Consider the following 15,133-nt stretch of genomic DNA (forward strand, 5'->3'; position numbering starts at 1 on the left):
CGAATTCAACGATCTGCCCCATGCCATGCGCTTCGGTCGCACTCCAAGGCAGTTTGTCGACCTGTTCACCCAAACGTTGGATGGAATAAAATCGCAACCGGCCGAAACGATCATTCTCGACATCTTTGCCCATGGCCATTGCTATGGCCGTCCCGCCGCGGCTTGGGCAATCGACGAAATTTCCCGGGTCTGCAAGCAAGACGCAACGCTCTGGCTCACAACGCGTTCAGAGATTGCGTCGTATTGCACTCACGCCGGCCAGCAGGCCGCTTGAAGCCATTGAAGCGATCTGCGCTAGGGTTCGACCACTGCGCAGGGACGATGGGACTTTTCAGGGCTTTGATCCAGGCTTGGGATCAGGCGGGCGGCATTGGTTTCCAGACGGCACATAAGCAATCTACGCAGACCTGATGTCGCAGTTTCAGCGCCAGACCAATTCGCGTGGAGCTGGCGAAAAGATCCGCTTTGATGCAAGCGACGAACCGGCGTTGACCATCTTTCGACGTCTTATCAATGCCAATCCCCGCACCGGCAACCACAGCCTCCAGATGCGCGCGCGGCAACGCACATGGCGGAGGCACTCAAATACAGATGACTGTGGCGAGGATGGCGCGCACCAAGGGTGCGGTGACTGCCATTTCGGACAGTTGGAAGGCAATGGCACGGGTATCGCGGCCAAAACGTGTCCGCGCAGGACACGCGCTCCGGCACGTGTATCTTCAATTTCAAGACGGTGTCTGGCCCGGCTGAGGCAGGACTTTGCCACCGATCGGATATTGCCTCTCCAAAGATAGATGGGACCAAACCTGTTGCTGGTCTACCCAGTTTGCGAACTCGAAAGGCCGATATGTATTCGATCCGCACACGAGCACAGCCACTGGCACACACACCGAAGCCGGCCCTGCAAGCTGGGTCCGCAGCATGTCTGGGTCATGCAAGACCGGACGGGATAGCCCTTGCCGCGGGTTGACACCCACAGAGCGCCCCTACCCCACCGTGCCTTTTCTCTGAGCGCGGTCACAAGCCTTGTTACTATGCGTGGCACCGCGCGGGCGGTCGGGGCCGTGCCGCTGGAGGCGCGCGACGCCAGCGTGGCGCGACTTGAACGGTTGCTTGGCCGTGGATGATCTTGGAGTGATGACGCGTGCCGGGATCGCCGAGGCGCGCCCGTTCTGGCCCAGCGATTATTCCGGGCTGATCGTCCGGCATCTGATGCGGCATCCTGGCCTTCTCCATGGGCGTCAGGTCCTGGATCTGGGCACCGGGTCGGGGATTCTGGCTGGAACTGCGTTGCAGCTTGGGGCGGCGGGGGTCGTGGCGACCGATCTGGATCACGATGCATTGCATCTTGCCGACGACAGGTTGGCGCGGATCGCGCCCGAGGCCAGTGTGCAGCTTTGCCAGGGCGCCATGTGGGAGGCGGTCGCATCGGACGCCCGGTTCGATCTGGTGCTGGCCAATCTGCCCAATTTCCCCGCAAGGCAATTAGAAAGTGGAACCCGCGCCGCGTTCTGGTCGGTGGGCGGTGCGGATGGGCGCAAGGTGCTCGATCCGTTTCTGCTCGGGCTGCCAAGGCGGCTGCGGCAGGGAGCCAGCGCGGTCTTTACGCAAAACCGCTGTGTCGGGCTGCGGATGACGCTGGAACGTCTGGCGGCGGCGGGCTGTGCCGCGCGTGTCGAGGAGACCGCGCTGGTGCCAGTCGGGCCGGACAAAATCACGGCACTGTCGCGGGTCAACCACGAGCCGGAGGGCGTGATCGAGATGGCGGGTTTCGTGTTCCTGGAGGTGGCGTTGATCGTTGTGGAGAGCGAAGAGCCAGGGAGCCGGTCAATATAGGGACGGGAGAAGACAGGATGAGCAGGCTTCGAGGGTTTCGCGCGCTTTGCATGCTGGCGGCGCTGATATCGGTGGTCGCGCCGTCGCCGGGCGCGACGCAGACCACCGGGCTACCGGCGGTCGAGGCCCTGCATGAGAGTGTGACCCCAGGCTGTGAGACCCAAGCCGGCGAGACCCGGTCGGTGGAGGAACGGGTGGTATGCGAGCGCCTTCTCCGGGTCGGGCTGCGTGGGGACTATCCGCGCTTCGCCGAGATCGGTCCGATTGGCCACAGCGGGTTCGAGGCCGATATCGCCCGCGAGATCGCAGCGCGACTGAACGTGGCGTTGAAGGTTGTGCCGGTCACGCCGGTGAACCGGATCTCGAAGCTGGGCGAGGGAGAGGTCGATCTGGTCATCGCCACCATGGGGCATAACACGCAGCGCGATCCCACGGTTCATTTCCTGCGCCCGCATTATTTCCAGAGCGAGACGATCCTCCTGGGCGCGGCAGATCAGAACCCTCTGACCTGGAAGGATCTGGAGACCCGTCTGGTCTGCACGACAGTGGGGAATTATTCCAACGTGATCCTCGCGCCGGATGTGGGGCGCCTGATGCTGTTCTCGCGGTCACAACAACTGATCGATGCGCTGCTGAACGAGATGTGCCCCCTGATCGCGCAGGATGACACGCTGCTGTTGCCGCTGATCTCGTCCGAGACCGAGCCGAGCCGGTTCGAGCGCAAGCTGGGCTTTGCGCCGGTGCCCTGGGGGATGGCGATGCCCTTGGGGATATCCGCCGAGATGGCGACGGCGATGTCGGAGATCCTGAAGGAGATGCACCGCGACGGCAGCTTTCTGCGGCTTGCCCGCAAGCATGATGTGCCGGTGGCGTTCCTGACCGAGGAACAGGCGCGCTGGCAATCGGTGGAGTGTCGCGCCGCGCCTGAAACCTGCCTGTCGCCACCGCTGAACGTGCAGCTGGTTCGGAGCCCTGTGGCGGGTCTGGGCACGACAATCGAGAACGCGTTGAAGGCGCGGCTGGGGATTGAGGTGCGTCTGGGGTTCATGGAAAGCGATGTGGCGTGGCGGATGTTTCTGGGCGGTCTGGGGACATCCATGCTGGCAGTGTGCCTTGCGCTTATCTCGACGGCGCTGATCGGCCTATCGATCGGCAAGATGCTGGTCAGCCCGGTCTGGCTTCTGCGGGTGCTGGCGAAATCGGTTTTGACGATCTTTCAGAACGCGCCGGTCATGCTGGTGCTGGTGGTCATGGGGACGCTGACCGTCTGGACGTTTTCGTATTCTTACAGTTCCGCCATGTTGGCGGCCATTCTGGCGATTGCGGGGATTAACGGCAGTTTCGCCGGTGCCGCCGTGGCCGAAGCCTACAGGATCACCCACGCCCACGAGGGCACATCGCGGTTCATGCGCGCGCTCAGCCTGTCGTCGGCGCAACTGGACAGTTACCTGATCAACGCGGTGCGCGGCATCTCGGCGGCGAGCGTCGTGGGCGTGCCCGATCTGGTCAACGCGTTGAATGGCATTACCGCGTTTTCCGGGTCGCAGACGTTCTATTATTGGCTGTTGGTGCTGTTCTACATCGCCGCCGTGCTGTTCTCGGCACAGCTGACGCGGCGGGGGCTGGCGCGGCTTCTGCCCAAGGAAGGAGCCGTCACATGATGCTTTTGGAGGCGGTGTCGCCGGATTTTCTTCTGGCGTTCCTGAGGGGATTTTCCCTGAACCTGGGCGCATCGGTGCTGGCCCTGATGATCGGTCTGCCGCTGGCCTTCGTGACGGCGTTGGGGATACTGTCGTCGGCCAGGACCGTGTCGCGCTTGTTCAGAACCTATAACCGGCTTTTGCACGCGCTGCCGGTCTTCGTGGTCCTGTTCTTCTTGTCGGGCCTCTTGCCGAACGGGGGCACGTGGCTTGGTCCGATTTCCGAGATACGGCCGCTGGTTTTGCTGGTTCTCGGCAATATCCCCTACGTGGCGGCCTATGGCGCCGATCAGTTCGTCGCGATGTTCCGGCATCTGCGTAACGGTGACAGGCGCGCGGCGCTGCTGGTCATTCCCAGTTGCGGGCGAGCCTTGCAGATGGTGATCTCGACATCCTGTCTGGGGGCGGCGATCGGTGTGCCCGAGGCGATGTCGGTGGTGATCTTCACCGCCGAGCAGATGGCGGATGAGGCTGCGCGGCTGATGTTCTTCGTGGTGGTGGGCCTTCTGTTCGTCGTGGCGCAGCGGATTTGCGTCACGCCCTTTGTCATCCTGCACCGGGTCGCGGACCGGCGCGCCCTGTCGGCCGAGGTGACCGCGGACGCCGCCCGATGATCCGGCTCACGGGCGTATGGTAACACTGCAGACTGGCCAACGGACCGGCCAGCATGGCCATGGATGCTTAGCCATGCCTCAGTCCACGCTGCGCCCTGCAACGTTGCTGTGAAGTCGCCCTCCCCGAACCGTTCCTTAATCCAGCATTTGCCCGGAAGACTCGGTCAGTCTCCAGCGCTTGGTCCAGATCGAATCGTTTACAAAACTAGTATTGTAGTTATTTTAATCCAATGACCACGACCAGCCCCAATGCCCGTGCCCTTGCCGCTCTCGGCCATGATGCCCGCCTGTCGATCTTTCGGCTGTTGGTGAAGGCCGGGGACGACGGCCTGCGGGTCAGCGACATCGGCGAGCACCTGGGGCTTGCCCCATCGACGCTGGCGCATCACCTCTCGGCGCTGGTCGATGCGGGGCTGGTGCTGCAGGAGAAGCAAGGGCGGGAGGTGTTCAACCGCGTCGATTATCCCGCGATGCGTCGCTTGATGGATTTCCTGACCTCGGAGTGCTGCGCCGGCGTCACGATCAACTCTTCGGAGGATGCAACGTGAGATGCAAGCGCCCTATTTCTTGCCTTAAAACAACTGCAATTCCGGAATTTTAGAGATGACTGATACAAGCCTTTCAGCACCCGCCCCCCGGTCCTTGCTGCGCCACGTATTGCGGAACCAGCGGGTTTGGCTCGCCTCGGCGCTGATCCTTTCGACGCTGGCGGTGGTCGACACATCACAGGCTCTGGCAAGCACGCTCTTCGCAGGCGGCGCACTCCTGAACACGACGCCGTTTCTGATCCTGTCCATCACCATTGCCGCCTGGGCCAACGCCACTGGCGCCGACAACATGATCGCCAAGGCATTCACCGGCGCCCCGCTTCTGATGATCGGGCTCGGCGCGCTGGCCGGAGGTATTTCGCCCTTCTGCTCCTGCGGGGTGATCCCGCTGATCGCAGCGCTCCTTGCCATGGGCGTGCCGCTGTCGGCGGTCATGGCCTTCTGGCTGGCCTCACCGATCATGGACCCGTCGATGTTCGTGCTGACAGCTGGCATGCTCGACCTGGAGTTCGCGGTCGCCAAGACGTTCGCCGCCATCGGGCTGGGCGTCTTTGGCGGCACGGTGGTGCATCTGCTTATGAAAGCCGGGGCCTTTGCAGATCCGCTGCGCGAAGGGATCGGCAATGGCGGCTGCGGTGGCGCAAAGATCCGCGCGCCGAAGCCCGTCGCCTGGCGCTTCTGGGCGGATGCCGACCGGCGGGCGATGTTCGGCAGGACGGCGATGAGCACGACGCTGTTTCTGGCGAAATGGCTGACACTGGCCTTTATCCTCGAAAGCCTGATGCTGGCCTGGATCCCGGCCGAGACCGTGACCGCGAACTTGGGTGGCGAGGGCCTGTTACCGATCCTCACTGCGACGCTGGTGGGCGTGCCGGCCTATCTGAACGGCTACGCGGCCCTGCCGCTGGTCGGCGGGCTGATCGATCAAGGCATGGCGCCGGGCGCGGGCATGGCCTTTCTCGTCGCGGGCGGTGTCACCTCGATCCCGGCGGCCATGGCAGTCTGGGCGCTTGCGCGACCGCAGGTGTTTGCGGTCTATATCGGCCTGTCGCTCAGCGGGGCCTTCGCGTCGGGACTGCTGTTCCAACTCTGGGCCTCAATGACATGAAGCGTCGCGTCCGGGCACACAGGCCTGATATTCTGATCGACGCATCATCATGATTTCACGACTGTCGTCAGCGCGGCGCGGGCTGATCGTCACCGCGCTCGGATCCTCGCTCACCGTAAGCTGGGCCTCGAGCTACTATATTCCAGCAGTCCTGGCCGTGCCCATGGCCGAGGAGCTCGGCCTGTCCCCTGTCTGGGTGTTCGGCGCCTTCTCCATGGCGATGGTGGTCTCGGCCATGGTTGGACCCTGGGCCGGTGCACGGATCGACGGCGTCGGCGGGCGCGGGGTTCTAATGCTCTCGAATCTCGTCTTTGCGGTGGGGCTCGGGCTGCTCGCACTGGCTCCGACGCCTGTGATCCTGTTCGCCGGCTGGGCTGTGATCGGGCTCGGCATGGGGATCGGGCTCTACGAGGCGGGCTTCGCCACGCTCGCGGGGATTTATGGCAAGGACGCGCGCGGGCCGATCACCGGCATAACCCTGATTGCAGGATTCGCAAGCACGGTCGGCTGGCCGCTCTCAGGGCTGATGTTGGCAACATGGGGCTGGCGCGAGGCCTGCGTCGGCTGGGCGCTGATCCATCTGGTCGTAGCCTTGCCACTGAACGCTTGGCTGCCCAAGGGCAGCGAAAGGATCGTCGCCCCAAGCCCCCCGGAAGAAGACGGGCCGCCGCCTTCACGCCTCGCGCTCTGGCTCCTCGCCTTTGTCTTCGCCGCCACTTTGTTCAACTCAACCGCGATGGCTGCGCACCTGCCGGGCCTCCTGCAAGCCGCCGGGGCGAGCACGGCCGTGGCGATCGCGGCGGGAGCCCTCATTGGCCCGGCGCAGGTCGCCGCAAGGGTGCTGGAGTTCGGCCTGCTGCGCCGGTTCCATCCGCTGATCTCCACGCGCGCGGCTGCCGCAGCGCATCCGGTGGCCGCCGTAGCACTGGTGATCTTCGGCGCACCGGCGGCCTACGCCTTCACGCTTCTGCACGGCGCGGGGAACGGCATTATGACCATCGCCAAGGGCACGCTTCCTCTGGCCCTGTTCGGCGCGGCGGGCTATGGACGGCGAACCGGCTGGCTCAATGCCCCGGCCCGCATCCTGCAAGCGGCCGCACCGCTGATCTTCAGCGCCGCGCTGACGGACTGGGGCCTCTCGGCCATATGGCTGACGGCTGGCTTAGGCGTCGCCTCATTCATCGCCCTGCTGATACTCAAGCGCAGCTAAGTCGCCCAGTTTCCAGTCCAAAGACCAAGACTACAGGTTTTCCGTGGCCTTGCGCCTCGCCTCATGAGTCCCTGCCCCACTGTGCAGACTGAGCAAAACAAGATCATGATCCTGTGCAAATACCGCCTCGCCAACACCCCTGCCCGCGGCAGTGTGGCCGCGGGGCTGGTCAACATGTTCGCGCCCTCGGGCGGTGGTCAATGGGCCGTGCAGGGGCCGATCATGATCCAGGCGGCGCAGGAACTGGGCGCCGACATACCGAGCGTGGCGCTTGGCCTCGCCTGGGGCGAGGCGTGGACAAACATGATCCAGCCGTTCTGGACCCTGCTGCCCATGCTGGCCATCGCGGGCTTGGGCATTCGCGATATCATGGGCTATACGGCTGTTGTGCTGCTGGTCAGCGGTGTGGTCATTGGTGGTATCCTGCTCGCAGTCTGAGCATCATCGGGGTGCCTGTTCAACAGGTGTCCCCCCCGAAACCCGAGGATAAGCCGTGCCCCATACCGATGACATCACCCAGCTTTCCGCCGTGGAGCTTGCCGCGCTGATCCGGGCTCGGCGCATCAGCTGCCGCGAAGTGACTGGCGCCTTTCTCAACAAGATCGAGACGCACAATCCAGCGATCAACGCGATCTGCACGCTGGATGCCGACCGCGCGCTGGACACGGCTGATGCGCTTGATCGTGACATCGCGGCGGGCCTTGGCGCGGGGCGCAGCCTTATGGGCCTGCCCATCGTGCTCAAGGATCTCACGCCGACGGCAGGCATCCGCACGACACGCGGCTCGCGGCTTTTCGAAAACTGGGTCCCGTCCGAGGATGCGGCCCTCGTCACCCGGCTCAAGGATCAGGGCGCCGTTGTTCTGGGCAAGACCAACACGCCCGAATTCGGGCACAAGGCAATCACCGACAATGCGATCTTCGGCCCCACGGCCAATCCCTGGCGGCGCGACCGGATCGCAGGAGGGTCAAGCGGCGGATCGGCAGCGGCCGTGGCGGCAGCCCTCGTGCCTTTCGCCGAAGGCAGCGACGGGGCCGGATCGATCCGCATTCCCGCCAGCATCTGCGGCACTGTGGGCTTCAAGCCCACCTTCGGGCGGGTGCCGGATGTGGCGCAAAGCTTCTTCAGCCACACGCCCTATTTCCACAACGGGCCGATCGCGCGCAGCGTGGCGGATGCCGATCTGCTGTACCGCGCGATGCTCGGCCCCAGCTCCGGCGGCATCTTCTCGCTCCCTGTCGAGCAACCGAACGGGCTTGCGCAGAAACCGCTTTGCGACATCCGCGTGGCCTTCAGCCCCGATCTCGGCCTCTTTCCCGTGCGCGCCGATATCGTGCGGGCCTGTCGCAAGGGTGCCGAAGTTTTCGAGACGCTTGGCTGTCAGGTGGTCGAGGCCGATCTGACGCTGCCCCCGGACACCGAAGCGGCGTTTCTCGATCTCTGGCGCGCCAAGGTCGCGGGCCTTTATGGAGACCTCGGCGCGGGCGATCTCGATCTTCTCGAACCGGTCGTCCAGACCCTGATCGAAGAAGGGCGCGCCATCGACATGGTGCGCTTCGGCAAGGCCCTCAAGACCCGTGACCGCGTATGGCAGGCGATGACCGCACTTTTTGACAAGGTCGATATCCTGCTCTGCCCCACCACCTGTGTCACGGCTTTCAGCCAGTCGGACGGCCCGCCGGCCAAGATCGCGGGACAGCTGGTCAATCCGCTGATCGGCTGGTTCCTGACCTACCCGATGAACATGACAGGCCACCCGGTGATCTCGGTGCCCTGCGGGCTCTGCGACGAGGGGCTGCCCGTCGGCCTGCAGATCGCCGGACGCAGGCTCGAGGATGATCTCGTGCTCCGACTTGCGGCGCATTTCGAAGCCGCGCACCCTTGGCCCAAGATCGCACCGCTGTAACAATGCCACGGGACCGGATCACGGTTCTTGCCCCCTATGATGTCATCGGCATGGTCGCGGCAATCGGCCACGAGTTCGGCAGCTGCGCATTCCATCTCGATGCCTATAGCGATTCCCGCGATATCGTGGATCTCTTCCACAAGCACCGCGCCTCGTCCGACGCGATCCTGATCGGCGGGCCTCTCGCCCATGATTACCTCATGCAGCAGATCACCGGCCTGCCGCGCACCAACGATGTTCCGATCGGCTTCGTGCCCTATGACGAGACGGCGATCTTCCGCGTCCTGTTCGAAATGGCGCGCGACCGCTCCGACATCGATCTCGAGCCCATGCGCATCAGCATCGACCACCCCGCGGGCGATCATATCCGCGAATGCGTCGAGGAAATCGATCTTGGCGTCGGCAACACCTTTTGCAAGGAATGCTCCTCCGCCGAGAATGTCGCCGCACTGACCGCGTTTCACTCGTCCCTTTGGCGCGAAGGCCATGTCAGCGCCGCCCTGACCAGTGTGCATTTCGTATACGAACGACTTCGCGAGCTGTCGGTTCCGGTCTACCGGATCCAACCCTCGAAATCCGCGATCCGCACCGCCATCACGGCACTCGAAGACCGCCTTCGCGAACGGCAGCTTCAGGACCGGCAGATCGCCCTTGTCGCCATCCGCTTCAAGGATGCGGCATCCGGCTCAGGGCGCGTGGATATCCGCAGCAACCTCGACCGGCGCAGATTGCCGGTCGAACGGCGCCTGAATGCCCTGGCCGAACGGTTGTCCGGCGTCGCGCAATGGGTCTCGCCCACCGAGGTCCATATCCTCACGACACGCCACCATGTCGAGCAGGACGGCTGCATCGCCCAAACCGCCCGTCTCGCCGCGGATTTACGGCGCGATTACGGGCTCGATACGGCCATCGTCGCCGGCATTGCCGATGCCGCGAACGACGCCCTGTCGCTGGTTCGACATACGCTGGCGCGCAGAGCTGACCCACCGGACAGGGATATCTGGATCGTGGATGCCGACCGCATCGTGCAGCATGACAGCACCTCCGATACCTGCCTGCGCTATGACACCGCAAGCAGCGACCCCACCCTCCTGAAAAAGGCCGAAGGCGCGCATATAGGGATTGCATCGGTCAACCGCGTGCTCGCCTGTCTGACGGACAACCAGATCGACCATTTCTGTACCGATTATCTGGCAAAATGGCCCGGCCAAAGACCGATGATACGGGCATAAACCTTAGTCATATATCGGGGTTCATTTAGTCATTCCGACTTCAGTCCAATGGCTTTCCACAGCCTGACGGGAAACATGTCCGACAAACGAGGCACGAGCAGCCTCCCGTTTGCGGAGATATGACATGCAAACCACAATTGCCGAAGATGGCGACCCGGCAACCCAACCCCTGTTTGACGCCGCCGTGCTGCATATCGTGCGCAGCTACAAACAGGCCTTTTGCGCCGACAACCGGACGCGGCCCTCGCGTCTCGTAATCACAACGACCCGTGCCGGGGACGTGGCCTGCGCCACCAGCATATCGTGCCACTCCGAAGGGTTCTTTTCGCAGCAATATCTCGACGCCCCCATCAGCCAGTTGCTCGCCGGGCGGACCGGCCTGAACGTCGCCCCAGAAACCATCCTCGAAGTCGGCGGCCTGGCCTGCACCTCGCCCTTCGCGGCCTATCCCACCTTGCGCTCCGTGTTCCAATGGGGACGCGAGCGTGGCATCGGCTGGGGCATCTTCACCGCCACAACCGAGGTCCGGCGCCTGATCACGCGCGCGCGGATCACGCCTCTCATGCTTGCCCCCGCCCAGGCCAGCCGGGTGCAGGACCCCGCGCAATGGGGCGATTACTACGAGCATGATCCATGGGTCTGCGCCTTTCGCGACCCGGCTCAAGCGACGGACGCCCCCCTACCCGCAGCCGAGACAGCCTGATGACCGACCGTGTGTTCAACGCCCTTTCGCGGCATGCCGCCCAAAGCCCCGAGAAAACCGCGCTGCGCTCCGGCACAAGATGCATCGCGTATCGCAGCCTTGCGGCCTTTCTTGCGCAGAATGCAAAGACACTGACGGGACCTGCGCGGGTCATCGGCATCAGCACAAGCGACCCGCTGGACGCCGCCTTGGCCGATCTCGCCCTGACCTATAGCGGCCATGTATCGGTTCATGTCCCGCCGTTCTTTTCAGCGTCCCAACAGGCGCATCTTGTCGAAGCGGCCGGTGTCGAGACGGTCATCGGCACCTCTCAAGCGCCCGTGACACCGCTGGATCTCTGCCCGCCCGAATCCTGTCCGCGGCTAGCCGCGCCGCTTGATCCGCCCATGGCAGGCGCGCGCCGGATCATCTTCACCTCGGGGTCATCCGGCACCCCCAAGGGCGTGCTGATCGGCGAACGTCAAATGGCCGCCGCACTCGCCGCGCTTGAAAAGGCGATTGCCCCCGTCCGCGAGGATATTCATCTCTCCCTTCTGCCCGTGGCGCAGTTGCTCGAACAGGTTGCCGGTCTCTATCTTCCGCTTCTGGCCGGGGCCGAGGTTCATTTCTGCCCCGAGGCGCTCGCTGCGCTGTTCGGCGGGCCGATGGCGCCCATCGTGGCGGCCATGGCCTCGGCACGCCCCACAACAAGCATCCTTGTTCCCGCACTCCTGTCGCGCCTCGTCTCGGAGCTCAGGACAACCGCGACGCAAGGCCCGGCCAGCCTGCGCCTGATCGCTGTGGGCGGCGCCAGAACCTCCCCGGCCCTTCTGGCCGAGGCCGAGGCCCATGGCTTGCCCGTCCATGAGGGGTACGGCCTGTCGGAATGTTGCTCGGTCGTGTCCCTGAACGGGCCGCTTGACGCGCGTGCAGGCACGGTGGGCCGGGTTCTGGACGGGGTCGAGGTCCGTATCGACGATGGTGAAATCGTCGTGTCCGGCCCGACCGTCATGGAAGGGTATATCGGCCATCCCCCCGTCACCGGAGAGTGGCGCACCGGCGATTTGGGCCGGTTCGAAGAGGGCCGGCTGATCGTCGAAGGCCGCAAGGACTGGCTGATCGTCACGCCGCAGGGCCGCAACATCAACCCCGAATGGGTTGAGGCCGCTCTGTGCGCCGACCCGCGCATCCCCGCGGCGGGGCTTTATCTTGCGCCCGATGACCAGCTCGAGATCATCGCCGTTCTCGCCGCCCCGGTCGCGCCTGCACAGATCGACGCCCTTCTGTCCGACCTGCCCCCATATGCGCGCCCAAGCCGGGTGCGTTTCGCACCCGCCTCGCAAGCGGGGCTTCTGAAACCCGGCGGTGGCATCGACCGCAGCCAACTGGCGCAGCTGTCCGGAATCCTCCCATTTTTTCCACTTTCCCATGACATGAAGGACTGCGTCGCATGACCACCTCCCCTCCCAAAGCCCTGATCACCGGGGCCGGTTCCGGCATCGGTCGTGCGCTCGCCATCGAGGCCGCGCGCTCGGGCCATGATCTTGTGCTGGTCGGTCGCAGACAGGCCCAGCTCGAAGACACGGCGGCCCTTCTGGGCCATGCCCCGGTCCGCCTTGTCGCCGCCGATATCACGACCCCCGAGGGGCGCGCAGAGATCGTTGCCGCCACCGGCACCCGGCTGGATGTACTGGTGAACAATGCCGGGCGGCTGGCCGTCGGGCGGCTCACCGATCTTGACGACGCAGAAATCGCTGACACCGTCAGCACCAACCTCACCGCCGCCGTGCAACTGACCCGTGACCTCGTCCCGGCGCTTTGTGCCACGCAAGGGCGGATCGTCAATATCGGCTCCATGTTCGGGCTGATCGCCTTTCCCTATTTCTCGGCCTATTCGGCCACGAAATTCGCCATGCGCGGCCTTTCCGATGCCCTGCGCCGCGAATTGGCGGAATTCGGCATCTCGGTCACCTATGTCGCCCCGCGCGCCACACGCACCCCGGCCCAAGGCAGCTTCGCCCATCTGGTCGAACCCTTCGGAATGGCCCTCGACGATCCCGACCGCGTGGCCCGACGCGCATGGCACGGGATCATGGCGGGCCGCAAGATCATCTATCCGGGGCTGGGCGAACGGGTCTTTGCGCTGCTGCAGGCCCTTGCCCCTTCGATCATCGACATGGCGTTGACCCACAAGGCAGGCACCGCCAAGGCGCAGGCCGCGCTCAACAGCTATACAAAACAGAAAGAGGCTTGATCCATGAGCTACAACATCATTCGCCCCACCGCCGAAGCGCAGCCCGTCACCGACCCTGCCGTGGTGGCGCAAATTCGCACCAACCTGTCCGAGGATGGCTGGACGCTGCTGCGTGGCTTTCGCCCCGACATGACCGCGTTCAGCTCCCTGACCACCGCCCTTTGCCGGAAAATCACCTTCGACCCGGCGCGCGACTACGGCGATGAAAACACCCAGAAGGTCGACGCCGGAACCGGCCCGATCGGGCTTCATACGGAAAACGGCAATACGCCGGTCTGCCCCGATATCGTCGCCTTCTACAGCCCCGTCGCCGCCTTCGAGGGATCGCAGACCACGATTTGCGACGGTCGCGCCGTGTACGAGGCGATGACCGACGCGCAAAAATCCCGCTGGCGGCGTGACATGGTCGTTGAACGCTACCTCCCCGAGCAATTGTGGAAACGCTATCTGGCCAACGAACACCCCGCCATTTCCAGCCCCGAAGAGGTCACCGCGCGCCATGTCGAAGAGTTTCGCGCCGCGATCCCGAACCAGGATTTCGACATGCTCGAGGATGGCGGCATCACCTATCGCCTGACCCTGGCCCCGGTGCGCGCCTCCGCCCTGTCGGGTGGCGAGGGGTTCGCCAACGCGGTGCTTGGTCCCTCACATAACTACGCACCGCCGCGCTATCGCTTCGGCGACGACGATGTCGTCAGCCAGGACGAGATCGAAGAGCTTCGCGACCTGGCCGAGGCCTCTACGCACGAGATCAACTGGCAGGACGGCGATATCGCGGTTCTCGACAACACCCGGATCATGCATGGCCGCCGCGCCATCGTGGACACCAACCGGCAACTCTTCATCGGCATGGGCAATCTCTGATGCGGCCCGACCGATCCAGTCCCGACCATCTGACGGAGAAAAAGACATGAAACCTATCGCAAGCCTCTTCCTTGTGGCCCTGTTCGCCGCCGGCCCCGCGCTGTCCGACCCGATCGAAGGTCTATGGCGCACGGCACCGGACGATCACGGCGATATCGGCTATATCCGCGTCGCCTCCTGCGGCAATACCTATTGCGGCGTGCTGGAGCGCGCCGAAAATCAACAGGGCGAGGCGATCCAGCCCGACACGCTGGGGCGCAAGATCGTCTGGAATCTGAAACCCTCAAAGTCCGGGGAATACGAGGGCCGGATCTATGCGCCGGACCGCGACAAGGAATACATGTCGAAATTGGAGCTGTCGGGAAACCGCATTTCCGTCAACGGCTGTATCTTGGGCGGAATGATCTGCCGCAACGGCGGTCACTGGTCTCGGGTGCAATAACCCCAACGCCGCATCCGCGTCTGGATGCGGCCCCCCGGCACCACCTTTCAGGCCCCCGATCAAGGGGGCCTTTGCGCTGCGTCCCCGCCCTCAGGTTGGCATTGCCTTTGGATCGCACTTGTTCTCTTATGGGCACCGTAACCCGCAAGGATATGTCCCATTCAGCACATAGGCGCCATGCAGGCCAGCACCCTGAAATACGTGACACTGTTCCTGATCGGCAGCGTCGTCTTTTTCGTGTTCGACGTTGCCAGCGATATTTATGAACGTGTGATTGCAAACAGCGCGCCGGGCTTTCTCGACGCGATCCACCTGTGTTTCGAGGTGTTCTCGGCCGTGGCGCTGGTTCTGGCGATCCGCATTCTTGTCCAGCAGCTGCGCTGGCTCGAAGCGCGCAACAGACAACAATCCGAGTCGCTGAGTTTCCTGCGCGGCGAAATGGACAGTTTCGTACGCGGCAAGTTCGAAGAATGGAACCTCACCTCAGCCGAGCGTGATATCGCGATGTATATGCTGAAAGGCTTGAGCATCGCCGATATCGCCGCCGCACGGTCCACCGCCGAAGGCACCGTCAAGGCGCAGACATCGAACATCTTCCGCAAGACGGGCGTTGCGTCGCGCATGGAGCTGATGAGCCTTTTCATGGACGAGTTCCTCGATGTCGGCATCAGGCTTGGCGACGGTCAGAAATCATAAGACGCGCCGCCTGCCGCCTGTGTGAGCGGTGCTTCTCCGGT

Annotated in this window: 15 protein-coding genes and 1 pseudogene; all 16 read left to right on the top strand. The window is 63.9% G+C overall.

Going from position 1 to position 15,133, the window contains the following annotated elements; translation table 11 throughout:
* Window positions 1–274 (top strand): annotated as a pseudogene (locus tag RAZWK3B_RS20515) (polysaccharide deacetylase family protein); the annotation flags it as partial.
* Between the two features lie 845 nt (window positions 275–1,119).
* A complete protein-coding gene (locus tag RAZWK3B_RS20140) occupies window positions 1,120–1,836 on the top strand; it encodes a 50S ribosomal protein L11 methyltransferase (protein ID WP_157132182.1) in 717 nt (238 codons plus the stop codon).
* A 17-nt stretch (window positions 1,837–1,853) separates the two neighbouring features.
* The gene (locus RAZWK3B_RS06265) at window positions 1,854–3,497 is read left to right on the top strand and encodes a transporter substrate-binding domain-containing protein (RefSeq protein WP_007813328.1); all 1,644 of its coding nucleotides are present in this window, start codon (window positions 1,854–1,856) and stop codon (window positions 3,495–3,497) included.
* On the top strand, window positions 3,494–4,150 hold the full coding sequence (locus RAZWK3B_RS06270) for an ABC transporter permease (RefSeq protein ID WP_007813330.1): 657 nt from the start codon (window positions 3,494–3,496) through the stop codon (window positions 4,148–4,150). The genes RAZWK3B_RS06265 and RAZWK3B_RS06270 overlap by 4 nt, the downstream gene beginning before the upstream one ends.
* Before the next feature lie 230 nt (window positions 4,151–4,380).
* Window positions 4,381–4,698, top strand: a complete 318-nt coding sequence (locus RAZWK3B_RS06275) for an ArsR/SmtB family transcription factor (protein WP_007813331.1) — start codon at window positions 4,381–4,383, stop codon at window positions 4,696–4,698.
* A gap of 55 nt (window positions 4,699–4,753) precedes the next feature.
* Window positions 4,754–5,806 (top strand): permease, encoded by a 1,053-nt coding sequence (locus tag RAZWK3B_RS06280; protein WP_037295217.1) that lies wholly within the window; start codon window positions 4,754–4,756, stop codon window positions 5,804–5,806.
* A 49-nt stretch (window positions 5,807–5,855) separates the two neighbouring features.
* Complete coding sequence (locus tag RAZWK3B_RS06285; RefSeq protein ID WP_007813333.1) at window positions 5,856–7,016, top strand: MFS transporter; 1,161 nt, start codon at window positions 5,856–5,858, stop codon at window positions 7,014–7,016.
* A gap of 105 nt (window positions 7,017–7,121) precedes the next feature.
* Complete coding sequence (locus tag RAZWK3B_RS06290) at window positions 7,122–7,454, top strand: TIGR00366 family protein (protein WP_007813334.1); 333 nt, start codon at window positions 7,122–7,124, stop codon at window positions 7,452–7,454.
* Window positions 7,455–7,509: 55 nt separating this feature from the next.
* Window positions 7,510–8,922 carry an amidase gene (locus RAZWK3B_RS06295; protein ID WP_007813335.1) on the top strand — a complete coding sequence of 471 codons (1,413 nt, stop codon included), beginning with the start codon at window positions 7,510–7,512 and terminating at the stop codon, window positions 8,920–8,922.
* A 2-nt stretch (window positions 8,923–8,924) separates the two neighbouring features.
* On the top strand, window positions 8,925–10,154 hold the full coding sequence (locus RAZWK3B_RS06300) for a hypothetical protein (protein WP_007813336.1): 1,230 nt from the start codon (window positions 8,925–8,927) through the stop codon (window positions 10,152–10,154).
* 124 nt (window positions 10,155–10,278) lie between these two features.
* Window positions 10,279–10,857 carry a thermostable hemolysin gene (locus RAZWK3B_RS06305; RefSeq protein WP_007813337.1) on the top strand — a complete coding sequence of 193 codons (579 nt, stop codon included), beginning with the start codon at window positions 10,279–10,281 and terminating at the stop codon, window positions 10,855–10,857.
* Window positions 10,857–12,290, top strand: a complete 1,434-nt coding sequence (locus RAZWK3B_RS06310) for an AMP-binding protein (RefSeq protein WP_007813338.1) — start codon at window positions 10,857–10,859, stop codon at window positions 12,288–12,290. Before RAZWK3B_RS06305 ends, RAZWK3B_RS06310 begins: the two co-directional genes overlap by 1 nt.
* On the top strand, window positions 12,287–13,090 hold the full coding sequence (locus RAZWK3B_RS06315; RefSeq protein WP_007813339.1) for an SDR family NAD(P)-dependent oxidoreductase: 804 nt from the start codon (window positions 12,287–12,289) through the stop codon (window positions 13,088–13,090). Before RAZWK3B_RS06310 ends, RAZWK3B_RS06315 begins: the two co-directional genes overlap by 4 nt.
* Window positions 13,091–13,093: 3 nt before the next feature.
* Window positions 13,094–13,954, top strand: a complete 861-nt coding sequence (locus RAZWK3B_RS06320; RefSeq protein WP_007813340.1) for a TauD/TfdA family dioxygenase — start codon at window positions 13,094–13,096, stop codon at window positions 13,952–13,954.
* Between the two features lie 46 nt (window positions 13,955–14,000).
* The gene (locus RAZWK3B_RS06325; RefSeq protein WP_007813341.1) at window positions 14,001–14,396 is read left to right on the top strand and encodes a DUF2147 domain-containing protein; all 396 of its coding nucleotides are present in this window, start codon (window positions 14,001–14,003) and stop codon (window positions 14,394–14,396) included.
* A 177-nt stretch (window positions 14,397–14,573) separates the two neighbouring features.
* Window positions 14,574–15,092 carry a helix-turn-helix transcriptional regulator gene (locus RAZWK3B_RS06330; RefSeq protein ID WP_007813342.1) on the top strand — a complete coding sequence of 173 codons (519 nt, stop codon included), beginning with the start codon at window positions 14,574–14,576 and terminating at the stop codon, window positions 15,090–15,092.
* The last annotated feature ends 41 nt before the right edge of the window (window positions 15,093–15,133 follow it).

The sequence above is a fragment of the Roseobacter sp. AzwK-3b genome (assembly GCF_000170875.1).
Lineage (GTDB): Bacteria > Pseudomonadota > Alphaproteobacteria > Rhodobacterales > Rhodobacteraceae > Roseovarius > Roseovarius litoreus.